Below are 16896 nucleotides of genomic sequence, written 5' to 3' on the forward strand. Positions count from 1 at the left end.
CCTGTAAAATTCTTGCCTTAGTGGATAGTCTAGGTAACCTCATTAAGTTTCGATTAATGCCTGGTCAATATCACGATTTAGTAGAAACCAAACCTTTAATCGAAGATGTTGATTTTCAAGCATTACTAGCGGATAAAGCATTTGATGCAGATTGGCTCATCCAAGAACTCAATGAACGAAAAGTGAAAGTGGTGATCCCACCCAAATCTAATCGAAAAGTAATGAGAGCATTTGATACGACTATGTATAAATGGCGTCATCTCATTGAAAACTATTTCTGTAAGTTAAAAGAATTTAAACGTATAGCGATGCGTAGTTGTAAAACAGATACGAGTTTTGAAGCCATGATTCAATTGTGCGCGAGTGTAATTAACTCTCGGTAATTCTCAACAGACCCTAGTTTAACAGTTTGCAGGCGCTGGGAATGTGCTTTGTGCGCGAAAAATCAGGACATCCGGGCCAAGCGGAGTCTAGAACGAGCTGCGCTGATTTTAAGCATCTGCCAGTTGGGAATAAAGCCGGTAGATGGATATCTGCTTGTAACTTAGGCAGCAGCGGCCGGTTAAACAAGAATTTTTCATTGCGGCAAGGTATATTGGTCATTTAGAATACGTCACATAAAATGAATGTGCATGTGGCAACTAATGTTCGTGTCAGACTTGCTAAATGACATCGCAACAGCCCGTAGCATCGATAGCTTAAAGTTAGTAAGTTTGGAGTGTGCCAGTCATGGCCAATTATTCTACGAATGAATTCAAGTCAGGCCTTAAGGTTATGCTTGATGGTAACCCATGTTCAATCATGGAAAACGAATACGTAAAACCAGGTAAAGGTCAGGCCTTCAACCGTGTGAAATTACGTAACCTTAAAACAGGTAAAGTATTAGAAAAAACTTTCAAATCTGGTGATTCACTAGAAGCTGCTGACATTGTAGAAGTAGAAATGGACTACTTGTACAATGACGGCGAACTGTGGAACTTCATGGATCCTGTAACATTTGAACAGATCGCAGCTGATAAAACAGCTATGGGCGATGCTGCAAAATGGTTAAAAGACGATTCTAATGAAAAATGTACCATTATGTTGTTCAACGGCGTGCCTTTAAACGTCAGCGCTCCGAACTTCGTGGTATTAAAAATTGTTGAAACTGATCCAGGTGTTCGTGGTGATACTTCTGGCGGTGGCGGTAAGCCAGCGAAACTTGAAACAGGTGCTGTGGTACGTGTTCCATTATTCGTTCAGCAAGAAGAAAGCGTTCGTGTAGATACCCGTACTGGTGAATATTTAGAACGTGCATAATGGTGTAAAAATATACTATTATCGAAGGGATGATGATCAATCATCCCTTTTTTTATGCCAAAGTCTTAGAGGCATAGAAAAATAACAGGCGTAAAGTCGCAAAGGAAAACAGCAGTACCTCGAACAACAACAATCAAGCTGATTTAAATGCATCGAAAATATGAGGGATTGAATGGAAACATTACCAACGAAGTCGAGCCTAACTTCGAAAATTATCTGGCTGCTCGTCGCTATTGTGGGTGCAGTGTCTTTCGGGATTCTGGCGCTCAGCCGTGGTGAGCATGTAAACGCAGTCTGGCTGGTCCTCGCCGCCGCCTGTGTCTATAGCATTGCTTACCGCTTCTACAGTTTATTTATTGCCAATAAAGTCTTTGAACTCAATGCCAGGCGTTTAACTCCCGCGCATCGCCTGGCCGACGGTTTAGATTATGTCCCGACCAATAAAAGTGTCCTGTTCGGCCATCACTTTGCTGCAATTGCCGGTGCCGGACCGCTGGTTGGTCCGATTCTGGCAGCGCAAATGGGTTATTTACCGGGCACTATCTGGCTATTGGTTGGGGTAGTGCTGGCCGGTGCGGTACAGGATTTCCTTGTACTGTTTATTTCGACCCGTCGTGACGGCCGCTCACTGGGTGAAATGGCCAAGCAGGAACTCGGCAGCTTTGCCGGTATTATCGTGATGCTGGGTGCACTTGGGGTGATGATTATCATCCTGGCGGTACTGGCGCTGGTGGTGGTGAAAGCCCTGACCAACAGTCCGTGGGGTGTATTCAGTATTGCCGCCACCATTCCGATTGCCATTTTTATGGGCATTTACATGCGTTTTATCCGTCCGGGTAAAATTGCAGAAGTGTCGATTATCGGTTTTGTGCTGATGATGCTTGGCATCATCTACGGTGAAAACATTGCGCAGCATCCGTACTGGGGACCGTTCTTTACCTTGTCAGGGACTGAGCTGACCTGGGCATTGATCATTTACGGTTTTATTGCGTCGGTTTTACCGGTGTGGCTGTTATTGGCACCGCGTGATTATCTGTCAACTTTCTTGAAAATTGGTGTCATTGCAGGTCTGGCGATTGGTATTTTATTTGCCATGCCGGAAATGAAACTGCCAGCGGTCACCAAGTTTGTTGATGGGACTGGTCCGGTATTTGCCGGTTCGCTGTTCCCATTCCTGTTTATTACCATTGCCTGTGGTGCGATTTCCGGTTTCCACGCCCTGGTGTCTTCAGGAACCACGCCAAAACTGGTCAACAACGAACGCGATATCCGTATGATTGGTTATGGCGGTATGTTGATGGAATCTTTCGTGGCGATTATGGCGCTGATCTGTGCCGCGGTGCTTGATCCGGGTGTGTATTTCGCGATTAACTCGCCAGCGGCTTTACTGGGTACGTCGGTAGATACGGCAGCAGAAGCTGTGCGTAACCTTGGTTTTGTGGTCACGCCTGAAGCCTTGACCTTGCTGGCCCAGGAAGTCGGTGAAAACTCGATTCTGTCCCGTACTGGTGGTGCGCCAACCTTCGCAATTGGTATGGCCCATATCATCACCGAGGTTTTCAATAGCCGTGAAATGATGGCGTTCTGGTATCACTTCGCCATTCTGTTTGAAGCGCTATTCATTCTGACAGCAGTGGATGCCGGTACCCGTGCCTGCCGTTTTATGGTTCAGGATACCGTAGGTATTGTGATTCCTGCGGTGAAAAAATCTCACAACTTCTTTGGTAACTTGCTGGGGACTGCGGTTGCGGTGGCGGGTTGGGGCTTCTTCGTCTATCAGGGCGTGGTCGATCCACTCGGCGGGATTAACAGCTTATGGCCACTGTTTGGTATTGGTAACCAGATTCTGGCTGCGATGGCGCTCATCCTTGGTACTGTCATCCTGTTCAAGATGAAGAAACAGAAATATGTCTGGGTGACCATCATCCCGACCGTGTTCCTGTTTATCACCTCGATGACTGCTGGCTGGCAGAAGATTTTCCACGAAAATCCGAAGATCGGCTTCCTGGCACAGGCAGAGCGTTTCAATACCGCCATTGCCAATAATGAAATTCTGGCACCAGCCAAAAGTATTGCGGAAATGCAGACTGTGGCAATGTCGAACCAGATTAATGCGGCATTGTGTGGCTTCTTTATGATTGTGGCGTTTGTGATGCTGTTTGCTGCGATTGGGGTGATTCGCCGTGCTTTGGCCAATCCGGAACCAACCGTGCATGAAGCAGAAGCAATTTACCGCGATCCTGAAGATATTCAGCCGGCCAAAGGCCATTAAGGAGCGAGAAGATGAATCTGAAATTTGCTCGAGCGGGTAAAACGGTGATTTATAAAATCATCAAAATGACCGTGATGTCGCAGAAGGATTTAATCCTGAATCCTAAAAACTGGTCGCGGATTGCCACATTGTGGCAGCGTTTGCAGCAAAGTTTCCGGCTGATGGTGGGGGTGCCTGATTATCAGACCTATCTGGAGCACATGCGGCAGCATCATCCGGATCTGGAAGCGATGGATGCCAAAACCTTTTACCGGCACTGTGTCGATTCACGTTATCCATCTTCTGGAAACCTGAAGAAGTGTCCGTGTTAAAAGTCTAGAAATCGTCTGATTTCTTTAGAAAAAAAACAAAACGGTGTATGTTAGGACATACACCGTTTTTATTTGGGGAATGAAGGTGATTTGGGGCATGAAACAGGATAAGAAATCGGAACCAGTACACGATCAGGCGAAGCTCCAGAGCGAGCTGCAGCGCTATGCACCCAGAATCCAGCAGTTCCTTGAACAGGTCAACCAGATTGTTCTCGATAAACAGCAGCAAACCAAACTGGCACTGGTCTGTTTACTGGCTGGCGGCCATGTGCTGTTTGAAGATTTACCCGGCCTGGGCAAAACCACCTTATCCAGCAGTCTGGCGCATTTGGCCGGACTAAAATTTCAGCGGATTCAGTTTACCAATGACATGTTGGCCAGTGATGTAATTGGGGTGAACATGTTTAATCAGAAAGAACATCAGTTTGAGTTTAAGCAGGGCCCGATTTTTACCCAGATTTTATTGGCCGATGAAATTAACCGCTGTAGCCCGAAAACCCAGAGTGCCTTGTTAGAGGCGATGGAAGAGGGCAACGTCACGGTCGATGGCGTACGTTATGAATTGCCGCAACCATTTTGGGTCATTGCTACCCAGAATCCGCTATTTCAGAGCGGAACCTATGCATTGCCGGAATCGCAGCTGGATCGCTTTTTAATGCGTTTATCACTGGGCTATCCATCGCGTTATGCGGAAAAACTGTTGCTACAGCAATCTTCCCGGCAGAGCCTGATTGCCAGTTTGCAACATGTATTTAACGAAGATGAAATTCTGGAATTGCAGCAGCAGGTGCATCGGCTCTATGTCAGTGACGCCGTACAGGATTATATTCTGGATCTGGCCGAAGCCAGCCGTAAAAACCGGCATGGACTATCGACGCGCGGAGTACTGGCCCTGAAAAAAGCCGCCCAGGCACATGCGTTAATTGAACAGCGCAGTTTTGTCACTCCGGATGATGTACAAGCGGTTTTTGTGGCGGTGGTGGCACATCGTATTGGTTTAAGTGAGGGTGAAACCCAGCAGCTGCTGCAACAGGTGCAGGTCAGCTAAGTATGCTCGGGCAGAATTTTTGGCAGCACTGGCTGGAAAAGCGTTTTCAATTTCAGCAGAAAAAACGCCTCACGCAAAAAGATGTGCTGGTATTTATTTATCAGCAGGGTTATTTATATCTGGTGCTTATCCTGATTACCTTTGTGGCCGGTATTAACTATGCCAATAACCTGATTCTGGGCTTCTGCTTTTTAATTAGCGCGATTTTATGTATCAGTTTTTATTTGACCTTTAAGCAGCTGCATGGCTTGCAGCTTGAGGTGGTGGCACAGCAGGTCGGGCAGGCCGGGGAAAATGTCCAGCTGCACCTGTTTTTTCAGCAGGATACGCCACAGCTGCGTTATCTGTGGATTCAGGTTGATCAGCAATTACATAAACTGGCGCTGAGTGAAGCCAAACAGCAGTATAGCTTAGCTTTTTATACTGCCCAGCGCGGCAAGTTTCATTATCCGGCCATCCAGTTATATTCGGTTTATCCCTTTGGTCTGGTACGTGCCTGGACCTATCTGTATTTCAATGACTTTGCCTGGATTGCACCGAAAGCGGCGCAGCACACCACTGAAAATAAACACAACCGGCACAATGAAGAACCTGATTTAGATGAATTCCGGGAGCTGCGCAGTTATCAGCTCGGAGATTCCTTGCAGGCAGTGTCCTGGAAACAGGTGGCGCGTGGCCAGGGCTTATACGTCAAGGTCTTTGAGCAATATCAGAATCAGCAGCAGCTTGAAATTGACTATGCGCAGATGCCCAGCACATCGCATGAAGAAAAACTCAGCCTAATGATGGGCCTAGTCGAGCAGTGTGAACAGCAGCAATGTGCCTATGCCCTGTATTTGCCGCAGGTAGAATTACCGGCCGCCTGTGGCGAGCAGCAATTGCTGCTCGCCAAACAACTGTTGGCGCAGGCATAAAGATGAATTCCAGTATCCGTATTTCGATTCTCTCAAGCCTGGGCCTGCTGTTACTGGCACAGCTGATCTATCTGCCTGTGCTGCTCAGTATAATTTTTATCATCATCCTGATTAGTCTGTATTTCAGTCTGCAGCCCGGGCGTCAGCCGATTGCCAAATACTGGACCTTTAGCCTGATTGCGCTGGCGCTGCTGAGTATTTATTTACAGTACCGCGCCTTTATTGGGGTAGAGGCCGGCGTGGCGGTGTTATCAACCTTTTTATTTGCCAAGGCCCTCGAAACCCGAACCCGGCGCGATGTGATTATCCTGTTCAATTTCGCGCTATTTGTCAGTGCCAGTTCCTTCCTGTTTAGCCATTCAATCTGGATGGCCTTTATGGTCATTTTAAGCCTGCTCAGTTGTCTGATCGGGCTGTATCGCCTGCAAACCAGCGAATTTGAATATCAGGCTTCGGCTGTACAGGCCTTAAAACGCGATGCCCGCCATGTGGGGCGTTTTGTGCTGTATGCACTGCCATTTTTTGTCTTGCTGTTTATGTTTTTCCCGCGGCTACCGCCACTGTGGCATATTCCGATTCCGGAAAATAAAGGTATTACCGGAATTAGTGACAGCATGTCGCCGGGCGATATTGCCGAGCTGTCACAATCTAGCGCGCTGGCCTTTCGGATTATTGGCGATGTGCAGCAACTGCCACCACGGCATGAGCTGTATTGGCGGGCGATGGTGCTGGATGAATATGATGGCCAGCGCTGGCGTAGCAGCTTTGTCAACCAGCAGCCGTTAATGCGTAGCGATGTATTGCAGCCGGCGCATGTGCGTAGTTTTGATTATCAATATCTGGCGGCTGACCCAGGTGTGCGCTGGGTGATGGGGCTAGAGAAATCGGTTCCGTTGGAGCGCCGTTATTATAGCCAGCAGGATTGGGGCATTGTACCGCGGCGTTTAACCCAGCGGATCGAGCCGATTCCGTTGCGCTGGATTGGCGATATCCAGACCCAGACCGTGAGTAATGCTCACTTGAATTTACGCATCAATACTCAATTTCCGGTACAGCAGGACTTGCAGGCACAGCAACTGGCCCAGCGTTTATTTTTGCACAGCGGACAAGATCCCGAGCGTTATGTGCAGCAGGTGCTGCGCTGGTATCGGGAAAATGGCTTTGTATATACCTTAACCCCGGGGCGATTAGGGCAACATCGTGTTGATGAGTTCCTGTTTCAGTCACGTCAGGGTTTTTGTGAACACTATGCTTCCAGTTTTGTGATGCTGATGCGTTATGTCGGAATTCCGGCGCGGGTGGTCACCGGTTATCAGGGCGGAGAGCTGGCCCCGGATGGTAAAAGCTGGGAAGTACGCCAGTTAGATGCGCATGCCTGGACCGAAGTGCTGTTAAACGGCAAATGGCAGCGTTTTGACCCGACAGCAATGATTAGCCCGCAGCGGGTTGAGCAGGGCATGCAAAATCTGATTGCGGAAGATCAGGCGGTATTGGGCGAGCGCGGCAGTGGCTGGACTTATCGGCATTATCATTTAATGAATAAACTGCGTATCTGGAGCGACTATGCCAGCTATCAATGGCAAAGCAAGGTGGTGGGCTATAATGCCGAGTCGCAGCGGGGCTGGCTAGCCAAACTGGGACTGCATTCCAGCTATGCCAATATCCTGATGCTGATACTGACCATTTTAGGTCTGCTGGGGCTATATATGGCCTGGTTGTATTATCAGCATCTTCGCCGGCAGCCAAAACTTGCCCAGCTGTTGCAGACGTTTTCGAAGCCGTTACCGCCTGAATTACAGAAAAAGCCTGCTGAAACGTTTAACATGTGGATGTCTCGTTTGGCGGCTCAGGCTGAGTCACAGCAGCATCATGTGTTTAAGCAGACCGTGCAGTTATATGAGCAGATGCAGTATGCATCTGAGCAGGTTTCTGAGGCAGATTTGAAAAAATTCAAAGCATTGCTGAATTCTTGTGCATCTGCATTGAAAAATCATAGAAAAGGCTTGTCATAAAATTTAAAAGTGAATATGATGCGTCACATATAGGCGTATAGCTCAGTTGGTTAGAGCGCTACGTTGACATCGTAGAGGTCTCCAGTTCGAGTCTGGATATGCCTACCAAATTTTAAAGGCTTATCAGTGAAATACTGATAAGCCTTTTTTTATCTCTGTAATTTCTCCATCCACCAATTTATCAGTAACAGCTCTATATGAGTCAAAGCTGCCCCTCATCAAGACTTACAAGAAGCTTTCTCCCTCTTTTGCAAAAAGACACAGCAGGTCCAGTAAAATTTGCTAGGCTAATATTTTTTATACAAGAATACTGCCCATGAAAAATATTGTTCTTTTTGCTGCGCTTGCAGCCTCGCTTATGGCCTGTAGCACCGTACAGCACCCCCCAGCACAGGTAGGACTTGCCAATCCGGCCAGTCAGTATTGTATTGAACAGGGTGGCCGGCTGGAAATTAAAGACGAACACAGTGGTCAGGTGGGCTATTGCCATTTACCGGATGGCAGCATCGTTGAAGAATGGGCGCTGTTCCGTCAGCAGCCAGGCCAGTGTGTGGCAGAAGAAGCCAAAAAGCTGATCGGTCAATCAGGCAGTTTGCCACAGAGCGAAATCAAGCAGCGGACTCAGGCCAAAATTGTTCGCAGCGTCCATCCTGGCCAGCCGGTCACCATGGATTATCGCGCTGACCGAGTCACAGTAACCATTGATCCGAACAGTAATAAAATTGTGCAAGCATCCTGCGGTTAAGGCTAAACAGTCCGCCCAGTGCGGACTTTTTTTATGGGTGTCAGGAAATTGAAATTTCAATAGGTAAGGGTAGGAGTGAGTTAAAGGCCAATTGAATGCTTGAATTGTTAAAATTTGATTAATACACAAACTGAAAGTTGTGACATGGTTCACATATTGTTTATTTTTCTGTTAGTATAAATTAAATTTGTTTAATAATAGTAAAGAACATGAGGCAAATCCTGATCGTGACCTTTATTGTCATGGTTGTCCTGTTAATGGTCTGGGTGTTTCAGCAGGAACAACACCGCAGACAACAAGAAATGCAGAATATTGTGCAGGAGGCACGCGACTCTCTGCATCTGATTGAACAAGATCGGGCTTCACATCGTTTATCGCTGGATGATCACATGCGACAGATCGAACCCTCTATTGAGCGGGCTGGAAGTTTAGGCCAAAAATTCTAATTCAGCATGAAATGCTCTGAATGAAAATTAAAGATAAATTTTAGAAACAATGAAAAATCAGTGTGATATAATTTACCCATTAGACAATTAAATTAGCGTGTTTATTTTTTAAATAGTTGATTTAATTATGGTAAGTAAAGCTGCATAAAGTTATGCGGCTTTTTTGTTTAGAATTTATCTGATTTGAGCTGTTAAGGGCTCAAAGCATAATGGCTAAATAGACTTATCCTGTGCGTGTAACTTTTGGCATATCCGTTGCTTGGCAATGCTAGGGGTAGGGATGAATTTTCTCCGTACTTTCGCATCACTGTTGGGTATTTAAGTTTATTTACAAGGGCGAGGTCATGACGACTCCTAATCCATCTTCAGAAAATGTGCTTGAGCGCTTATTTAAGTTAAGCGAAAACAAGACCAGTTTTCGTACTGAGGTTCTTGCCGGTGTAACCACATTCTTAACTATGTGTTACATCATTATTGTCAATCCAATGATTTTATCCGAAACCGGGATGGATCACGGGGCTGTCTTTGTTGCAACCTGTCTGGCAGCCGCAATTGGCTGTCTGGTGATGGGACTGATTGCCAACTATCCGATTGCGCTGGCACCGGGTATGGGCCTGAATGCCTATTTCACCTATTCGGTTTGTCTGGGCATGGGTGTGCCTTGGCAAACTGCGCTGGCTGCGGTGTTTGTATCCGGTCTGGTGTTTATTGCCATCAGCATGTTCAAAATTCGTGAAGCCATTGTCAATGCCATTCCAATGTCCCTGAAACTGGCCATTGGCGGCGGGATTGGTTTATTCCTGGCCTTAATTGCACTAAAAAACGCAGGCATTATTGTCGATAACCCGGCGACTTTGGTGGGTCTGGGTGACTTGAAACAGCCTTCAGTGCTGTTGGCCTTATTTGGCTTCCTGATGATTGTGGTGATGCACCAATTCAAGGTGCGTGGTGCAATTATCATCAGTATTCTGGTATTAACGGCTATTTCTACGGCTTTGGGCTTAAGCGAATTTAAAGGTGTGGTCGGTGAAATCCCGTCTATCGCGCCAACGTTCATGCAAATGGACTTTGAAGGTCTGTTTACTGCCAGCCTGATCGGGGTGATTTTCGTCTTCTTCCTGGTCGATCTGTTTGACTCCACCGGTACCCTGGTCGGTGTTTCACATCGTGCGGGCCTGCTCAAAGATGGTAAATTACCACGTTTGAAAAAAGCCTTATTTGCCGACTCATCTGCCATTGTAGCGGGTGCAGCACTGGGTACCTCTTCAACCACACCGTATATTGAATCGTCTGCCGGTGTTGCTGCGGGCGGGCGTACCGGTCTGACTGCGGTAGTGGTGGCGGTGCTGTTTGTACTGTGTTTATTCCTCGCGCCACTGGCCCAATCGGTACCGGGCTTTGCTACTGCACCTGCCTTGTTATTTGTGGGTGTGCTGATGATTCAGGGCATTGTACATATTGATTGGGAAGATATTACCGAAGCGGTTCCAGCCTTCCTGACCATCGTATTTATGCCATTTACCTACTCAATTGCGGACGGTATTGCCATGGGCTTTATCAGCTATGCGCTGATCAAGTTGTTGACCGGTAAAGCTTCATCTGTGCCGTATATGGTGTGGATTATTGCAGTATTGTGGGCATTAAAATTCGCGTTATTTGGCGGTTAATCCCCAGCAACCATTTTGAGGGTGTAAACTCGGTTTGCACCCTTTTTTATTTTCATGAGGATGAGAGATGAATCAACTTGAGCTGATTCGCGCCTTACCCAAGGCAGAGTTGCATGTCCATATTGAAGGGACGTTTGAGCCGGAACTGATGTTTGCCATCGCGCAGCGTAACAACATTGCCATTCCATATCAGTCAGTCGAGGAAGTCAAAGAGGCCTATAACTTTCATAACCTGCAGTCGTTTTTAGACATCTATTATGCCGGTGCCAATGTACTGGTACATGAGCAGGACTTTTATGATCTGGCCTGGGCCTATTTTGAAAAGTGTGCAGAAGATCAGGTGGTACATACCGAAATGTTCTTCGATCCGCAAACTCATACTGACCGCGGGATTGCCTTTACGACAGTAATTAACGGTTTGCAACGTGCCTGTGATGATGCACAAAGCAAACTGGGCATCAGTTCCCGTTTAATCATGTGTTTCTTGCGTCATCTTAGCGAAGAAGCAGCATTTGTAACGCTGGAACAGGCACTGCCGTATAAAGAACAGATTATTGCAGTCGGTCTGGATTCCAGCGAAGTGGGGCATCCGCCTGCTAAATTTGCCCGCGTTTTTGCCAAAGCCCGTGAATACGGTTTCTTGGTGGTGGCGCATGCCGGTGAAGAAGGTCCACCAGAATATATCTGGGAAGCACTGGACTTGCTGAAAGTGAATCGTATTGACCACGGCGTGCGTTCTGAAGAAGATCCGGCACTGATGCAGCGTCTGATTCAGGATGAAATGCCGCTTACGGTGTGCCCGCTCAGTAATTTAAAACTGTGCGTGGTGCAGGATATGCGGCAGCACAATATCCGCCGTTTGTTACAGCAGGGCGTGAAGGTGACGGTTAACTCGGATGATCCGTCTTATTTCGGCGGCTATATGAATGACAACTTTATTGCCATTACCGAAGCGTTAGATTTAAATGCAGATGAGTTAAAGCAACTGGCGATTAACTCCTTTGAAGCCTCGTTCCTGCCAGCAGCGCAGAAACAGGCTTGGATTGAAAAAATCCAGGCTCTATAAGCGCATCTAGCTTCATAAAATGATGAAAAAAATAGGCCTACTTCATGTAGGCCTGTTACTTTCTTGTTATAAAAAAGTAAGTTAAAGCAATATTAAGCTGAGAATCTTATAGGATTCTACACAGATAAAGCCAATATAAGTACAGATGCCAAAATTTATAATTTTTACAGATTTAGATGGGACTTTATTAAATCATGATAATTACAGCTATGGGAAGAACATAGAGCTGATCCAGCGTTTAATTCCGGATTCTCCGGTTATTTTATGTAGCAGTAAAACCGCAGCGGAAATCCGCCATTTGCAGCAACAGCTCGGTTTAAGCGGCATGCCTTTTGTGGCTGAAAATGGGGCATATATCTATTTTAATGCGCAGCATGACTATCAAAGTCCCTTATCCAGTACCGACATTGCGGTGCAACTACAGCAGTTAAAAGCAGACTATGGCTTAAATTTTCAATGCTTTAGTGACTGTGATGCTGCGCAGATTGCAGCGCTGACCGGTTTGGTGCTGGACGATGCAGCCCGAGCTTTAGAGCGTCCGTATAGCGAAGTCATTATCTGGAATCCGGACAGCCGAACCGAAGACGAAGCGATATTGTCGCAACATCTGGCCAGTAATTTGCATATGGTTCATGGTGGACGCTTTAGCCATATTTTAAGCCGTGACTGTGATAAATCGCTGGCGGTGAACTGGCTGAAACAGTTTTATCCGACGCAAATGGTGTGTATTGGGCTGGGGGATAGTGAAAATGATCTCGATATGCTGAAAGCCTGTCAGCATGCTGTGGTGGTCAAACGGCCGTATAAAGCAGCATTGGCATTAGAACACGATTCTGTGTACTTCACCCGGCAGCAGGCACCAGCGGGTTGGGCAGAAGGATTACAGTACTTTTTACAACAATAAACTGGAGAGGATGATGGTCGATTTTGCACAAGAAGGCATGATTACAACAATACATGATTTAAAACAGCGCCATCTACATGAATATGAACAGGAACTTCGCGAATTTACCAAGTCCAAACCGGTCACCTTAATTTTACCTTCCTTATATTCCGAGCTTGAACATCCGGCCTTAACCCAGATTGTCGAAGAGTTGAAAGGCGCCGATTATATCCAGCAGATTATTATCGGTCTGGATCAGGCCAATGCGGAGCAGTTTGCCCATGCGCGGGAATTTTTCTCGGTGTTGCCGCAAAACCATGTAATTTTATGGAATGATGGACCGCGTTTGCAGCAGCTGCATCAGCAGTTAAATCAGTTAAATGTCGCGCCTTTGCAGCGCGGTAAGGGCCGTAATGTCTGGTATTGTGCCGGTTATGCTATGGCTGAAGGCAAGAGCCAGGTGGTGGCGATGCATGATTGCGATATTCGTACCTATAAACGCGACATGCTGGCCCGGCTGATTTATCCGATGGTACATCCACAATTCAGCTTCCAGTTTTCCAAAGGTTATTATGCGCGGGTGGCCAACCGGAAAATGAATGGTCGGGTGTCACGTCTGCTGGTGTCACCTTTATTGCAGGCCCTGAAAAAAGTCTTCGGACCGCTGGATTATCTGCTTTATCTTTCAGCCTTTCGTTATCCCTTGTCTGGAGAGATGGCAATTCATGTCGAAGCACTGCGTGACCTGAAGGTGTCGGGCGATTGGGGCCTGGAAATTGGCGTGCTCTCGGAAATTTACCGCAACTATTCCACCAAGCGCATCTGTCAGGTCGATATTGCTGATGATTATGAACATAAACATCAGGAAGTCACCACCGCCAATGGGGATGGTGGCCTAAAACGGATGAGCCGGGATATCGCACTGGCATTTTTCCGTAAGCTGGCGGCGCTGGGGGTGCAGGTCAGTCTGGACAATATTCGGATTATCCGCGCGGCCTATTATCGTAATGCGCTGGATCTGATTGATCACTATTATTATGATGCCACCACCAATGGCCTGAACTATGACCGGCACAGCGAAGAAAATGTGGTGGAATTATTTGCTCAGAGTATTGTCGAGGCAGGGGAGCAGTTTATGAATTATCCGAACCAGCAGTCTTTTATTCCAAGCTGGAACCGGGTGCAATCGGCCTGTCCAACGGTATTTGCGGATATGAAGCAGGCAGTTGCCCTGGATAATGCTTAAATTTGCCATTTATTTGTGCATTGCGGTCAAAAAGATAAACCGAATCCGCGCTAAAGCCCTTAAAATAGGCCGGTAAAATGACGCAAAACTGAAGGAAAATACATGAAAAAGTTGGCTTATGTTTTAGCACCGCTGGCATTACTGTTAAGCGCATGTGCATCTACAGGCACCACTCAGCCTACAGCGGCAACAACGACCCAGCAATTGGGCGGCGCAGCACTGAAAATTGCGATTAATGCCAAATGTGTCACCGAGCTAAACAACATTCCGGCATGGCAAACGGCCACCAAAGTCATGACCAGCACCCAAAAGCAAAATATCCAGACTGAAATCTGTGGTTGTGTCAGCGAAAAAGCACCACAAAATGTGACTGCGGTAGACTTGGCGACAGCAGCGATTGACCCGGCAGCGCGTGCCACCATTGTGAGCAATGTTGTATCAAAAACCATTCATGCTTGTGTGCAAGAAGCAGTACAATAAGCGCAAGATGAAAGAAATAGGCTGACAGGTTCAGCCTATTTTATTGAAGGTAATAATGTCGATGAAAATTGCTGGTGTAGATGAAGCAGGGCGCGGGCCTCTGGTGGGAACTGTGGTGGCTGCGGCGGTCATTCTGGATCCGAATAATCCGATTGCGGGCTTGAATGATTCCAAGAAACTGAGTGAAAAGAAACGTGAAAAGTTATTCATTGAGATTCAGGAAAAAGCCCTTGCTTGGGCCATTGCTGAAGCCAGTCCGGCTGAAATTGACGAGCTGAATATTTTACAGGCCTCATTGCTGGCTATGCGCCGTGCGGTTGAAGCCTTGCAGGTCCAGCCCGATCAGGTCCTGGTCGATGGCAATAAAATTCCACAAGGACTAATCATGCCATGTGAAGCGGTGGTGGGTGGGGATGCCTTGCACGCCGAAATTTCCGCAGCCAGTATTCTGGCCAAAGTCACCCGTGACCGGCAGATGCTGGAACTGGACCAGAAGTTTCCACAGTTTGGTTTTGCCAAACATAAGGGCTATCCGACCAAAGCGCATTTTGAAGCAATAGCTTTGCATGGCGTGACTACAGAGCATCGCCGTAGTTTCGGACCAGTACGTAAAGCGCTGGCTTTGCTGGAACAGCAATAATTTTGAAGCGCTAAAAAAACTTAAAGCGGCCGTAGAGCCGCTTTATAACAAGATAACTTTAAGTCTTAACGGTTAAAGTTATTTTGTGGGTAATTATCATCTTCATAAGAAGGCTGATAATCCTGATCGAGATGTTGCAAATGCTCATGCATGGCACGTTCATGTTGAATACGTTGATAAATTTCTTCACGATGAACAGACACTTCTTTTGGCGCATTCACACCAATACGCACCTGGTTGCCTTTGACACCAAGTACAGTAACACTGACTTGATCCCCAATCATTAATGTTTCTCCGACACGTCGGGTCAGAATCAGCATGTTTATCTCCTTGCAAAATGCTAAACCTGCATTGATTTGAAAGTTTTGAAAAGCACAAAATATTTCAAGCGAAATTTTATCAGAACTCTCCCTGACAAAACCTTGTCGGATACAATTCTGTTAAGATTTCTAATTCTCATTATTTCAATATAACAGAGCCACTATAAAAAATACTATAGTGGCTCTGATTTTTTGTAGTTTTTCGCTATATTGTCTGACAATTCCAATAATTGCTGACTACAGATTAAGCACGCGCGCTTGATTCACCTGACTCGCGGTCTAAACCGAACGCCGTGTGCAGTGAACGAACTGCAAGCTCTAAATAGTTTTCTTCAATAATCACTGAAATTTTGATTTCAGAGGTCGAGATCATCAGAATGTTGATGCCTTCGTCTGCAAGCGCGGTGAACATTTTGCTCGCTACGCCAGCATGTGAACGCATACCCACGCCAACAATTGACACTTTCACGATGTCGTCACGGGTTGCAACTTCGCGCGCACCAATTTCCTGTGCAGTCGCTTCAAGAATTGCTTTGGCTTTGGCCAGTTCACCACGGTTTACGGTAAAGGTGAAATCAGTGGTGCCATCTTCTTCAACGTTCTGGATAATCATATCCACTTCAATGTTGGCAGCGCCAATTGGGGCCAAGATTTTAGAGGCAATACCTGGCTCATCTGGCACACCGAGAATAGTCAGTTTAGCTTCGTCACGGTTAAACGCGATACCTGAGATAATTGGCTGTTCCATGTTGTCTTCCAATTCAGTAGTAATAAGAGTTCCGACGTTGTTTTTAAACTCTTCGTCAAATGCACCATCGTTGTCGTTATCGAAGCTAGATAGTACGCGTAAAGGCACCTGATATTTACCAGCAAATTCTACAGAACGGATTTGCAGGACTTTTGAGCCTAAAGATGCCATTTCCAGCATTTCTTCAAAGGAAATACGATCCACTTTTTTTGCTTTTGGCGCAACACGCGGGTCAGTGGTGTATACACCATCAACATCGGTGTAGATCTGGCATTCATCTGCTTTTAATGCTGCGGCTAACGCAACACCGGTTGTATCTGAACCACCGCGGCCTAAAGTTGTGGTATTGCCTTGCTCGTCTACACCCTGGAAGCCTGCAACCACAATCACACGACCGGCATTTAAATGACCGGTCATGACATCGGTGTCAATCGCTTCAATACGGGCTTTGGTGAACGCGCTGTCAGTTTTAATTCCGACTTGGCGACCGGTTAGAGATTTAGCTTCTACGCCAATAGAATTGAGCGCCATAGCTAACATGGAAATCGTTACCTGCTCACCCGTAGATACCATCTGGTCAAGTTCACGTGGGTCAGGGGTGTCGGTAATGGCTTTCGCGAGAGCGAGCAGGCGATTGGTTTCGCCACTCATTGCTGATACAACAACGACCACCTTGTGGCCATGGTCATGCCAGCGCTTTACGCGACGAGCAACATTTAAAATGCGCTCGGGCGTACCCATAGAAGTACCGCCATATTTTTGAACGATTAATGCCATAGTTGTTCCATATAAGCCATGA

General features: G+C 46.7%; 17 protein-coding genes and 1 tRNA gene. 16 read left to right on the forward strand and 2 right to left on the reverse strand.

Translation table 11 applies throughout. From position 1 onward, the window contains the following. The 16 genes from FTT64_RS00005 to rnhB all read left to right on the forward strand — a co-directional run. Positions 1-383 (forward strand): transposase (locus FTT64_RS00005; protein ID WP_180181923.1); only part of this gene is annotated, 383 nt, incomplete at its 5' end. A gap of 346 nt (positions 384-729) precedes the next feature. Continuing rightward, positions 730-1299, forward strand: coding sequence for an elongation factor P (efp, locus tag FTT64_RS00010; RefSeq protein WP_005176835.1), 570 nt, complete (start codon positions 730-732; stop codon positions 1297-1299). Between the two features lie 172 nt (positions 1300-1471). After that, positions 1472-3571 (forward strand): carbon starvation CstA family protein, encoded by a 2100-nt coding sequence (locus FTT64_RS00015; protein ID WP_168381850.1) that lies wholly within the window; start codon positions 1472-1474, stop codon positions 3569-3571. Positions 3572-3582: 11 nt separating this feature from the next. Then, positions 3583-3882, forward strand: a complete 300-nt coding sequence (locus tag FTT64_RS00020) for a YbdD/YjiX family protein (protein WP_005176838.1) — start codon at positions 3583-3585, stop codon at positions 3880-3882. Positions 3883-3967: 85 nt separating this feature from the next. Next, a complete protein-coding gene (locus FTT64_RS00025) occupies positions 3968-4930 on the forward strand; it encodes an AAA family ATPase (RefSeq protein ID WP_373685093.1) in 963 nt (320 codons plus the stop codon). Positions 4931-4932: 2 nt separating this feature from the next. Further along, positions 4933-5844: a DUF58 domain-containing protein gene (locus FTT64_RS00030; RefSeq protein WP_005176842.1), complete on the forward strand. Its 912-nt coding sequence runs from the start codon at positions 4933-4935 to the stop codon at positions 5842-5844. 2 nt (positions 5845-5846) lie between these two features. Next, positions 5847-7856 carry a DUF3488 and transglutaminase-like domain-containing protein gene (locus tag FTT64_RS00035; protein ID WP_180103773.1) on the forward strand — a complete coding sequence of 670 codons (2010 nt, stop codon included), beginning with the start codon at positions 5847-5849 and terminating at the stop codon, positions 7854-7856. A 31-nt stretch (positions 7857-7887) separates the two neighbouring features. Beyond that, positions 7888-7964, forward strand: a tRNA-Val gene (locus tag FTT64_RS00040). A 208-nt stretch (positions 7965-8172) separates the two neighbouring features. Continuing rightward, entirely contained in the window at positions 8173-8601 is a 429-nt protein-coding gene (locus FTT64_RS00045; RefSeq protein WP_180103764.1) for an I78 family peptidase inhibitor, read from the forward strand. 209 nt (positions 8602-8810) lie between these two features. Then, a complete protein-coding gene (locus FTT64_RS00050; RefSeq protein WP_168382973.1) occupies positions 8811-9047 on the forward strand; it encodes a hypothetical protein in 237 nt (78 codons plus the stop codon). Positions 9048-9391: 344 nt separating this feature from the next. After that, complete coding sequence (locus FTT64_RS00055; RefSeq protein ID WP_005176982.1) at positions 9392-10714, forward strand: NCS2 family permease; 1323 nt, start codon at positions 9392-9394, stop codon at positions 10712-10714. Positions 10715-10781: 67 nt separating this feature from the next. Further along, positions 10782-11780 (forward strand): adenosine deaminase, encoded by a 999-nt coding sequence (locus FTT64_RS00060; protein ID WP_180181924.1) that lies wholly within the window; start codon positions 10782-10784, stop codon positions 11778-11780. Positions 11781-11925: 145 nt separating this feature from the next. Beyond that, on the forward strand, positions 11926-12684 hold the full coding sequence (locus tag FTT64_RS00065; RefSeq protein ID WP_180103761.1) for a mannosyl-3-phosphoglycerate phosphatase: 759 nt from the start codon (positions 11926-11928) through the stop codon (positions 12682-12684). Positions 12685-12697: 13 nt separating this feature from the next. Continuing rightward, the gene (locus FTT64_RS00070) at positions 12698-13909 is read left to right on the forward strand and encodes a glycosyl transferase (RefSeq protein ID WP_180062631.1); all 1212 of its coding nucleotides are present in this window, start codon (positions 12698-12700) and stop codon (positions 13907-13909) included. A gap of 102 nt (positions 13910-14011) precedes the next feature. Continuing rightward, positions 14012-14389, forward strand: coding sequence for a hypothetical protein (locus tag FTT64_RS00075; protein ID WP_005177001.1), 378 nt, complete (start codon positions 14012-14014; stop codon positions 14387-14389). A 61-nt stretch (positions 14390-14450) separates the two neighbouring features. Beyond that, positions 14451-15029, forward strand: coding sequence for a ribonuclease HII (gene rnhB / locus FTT64_RS00080; protein ID WP_127799279.1), 579 nt, complete (start codon positions 14451-14453; stop codon positions 15027-15029). A gap of 65 nt (positions 15030-15094) precedes the next feature. Here rnhB and csrA read toward each other — a convergent pair whose 3' ends face one another. Next, the gene (csrA, locus tag FTT64_RS00085; RefSeq protein WP_016658388.1) at positions 15095-15349 is read right to left on the reverse strand and encodes a carbon storage regulator CsrA; all 255 of its coding nucleotides are present in this window, start codon (positions 15347-15349) and stop codon (positions 15095-15097) included. Positions 15350-15593: 244 nt separating this feature from the next. Beyond that, positions 15594-16874, reverse strand: a complete 1281-nt coding sequence (locus FTT64_RS00090; RefSeq protein ID WP_104471872.1) for an aspartate kinase — start codon at positions 16872-16874, stop codon at positions 15594-15596. Between the last annotated feature and the right edge of the window lie 22 nt (positions 16875-16896).

Source organism: Acinetobacter sp. Q186-3 (assembly GCF_013420655.1).
In the GTDB taxonomy this organism is placed as follows: domain Bacteria; phylum Pseudomonadota; class Gammaproteobacteria; order Pseudomonadales; family Moraxellaceae; genus Acinetobacter; species Acinetobacter indicus.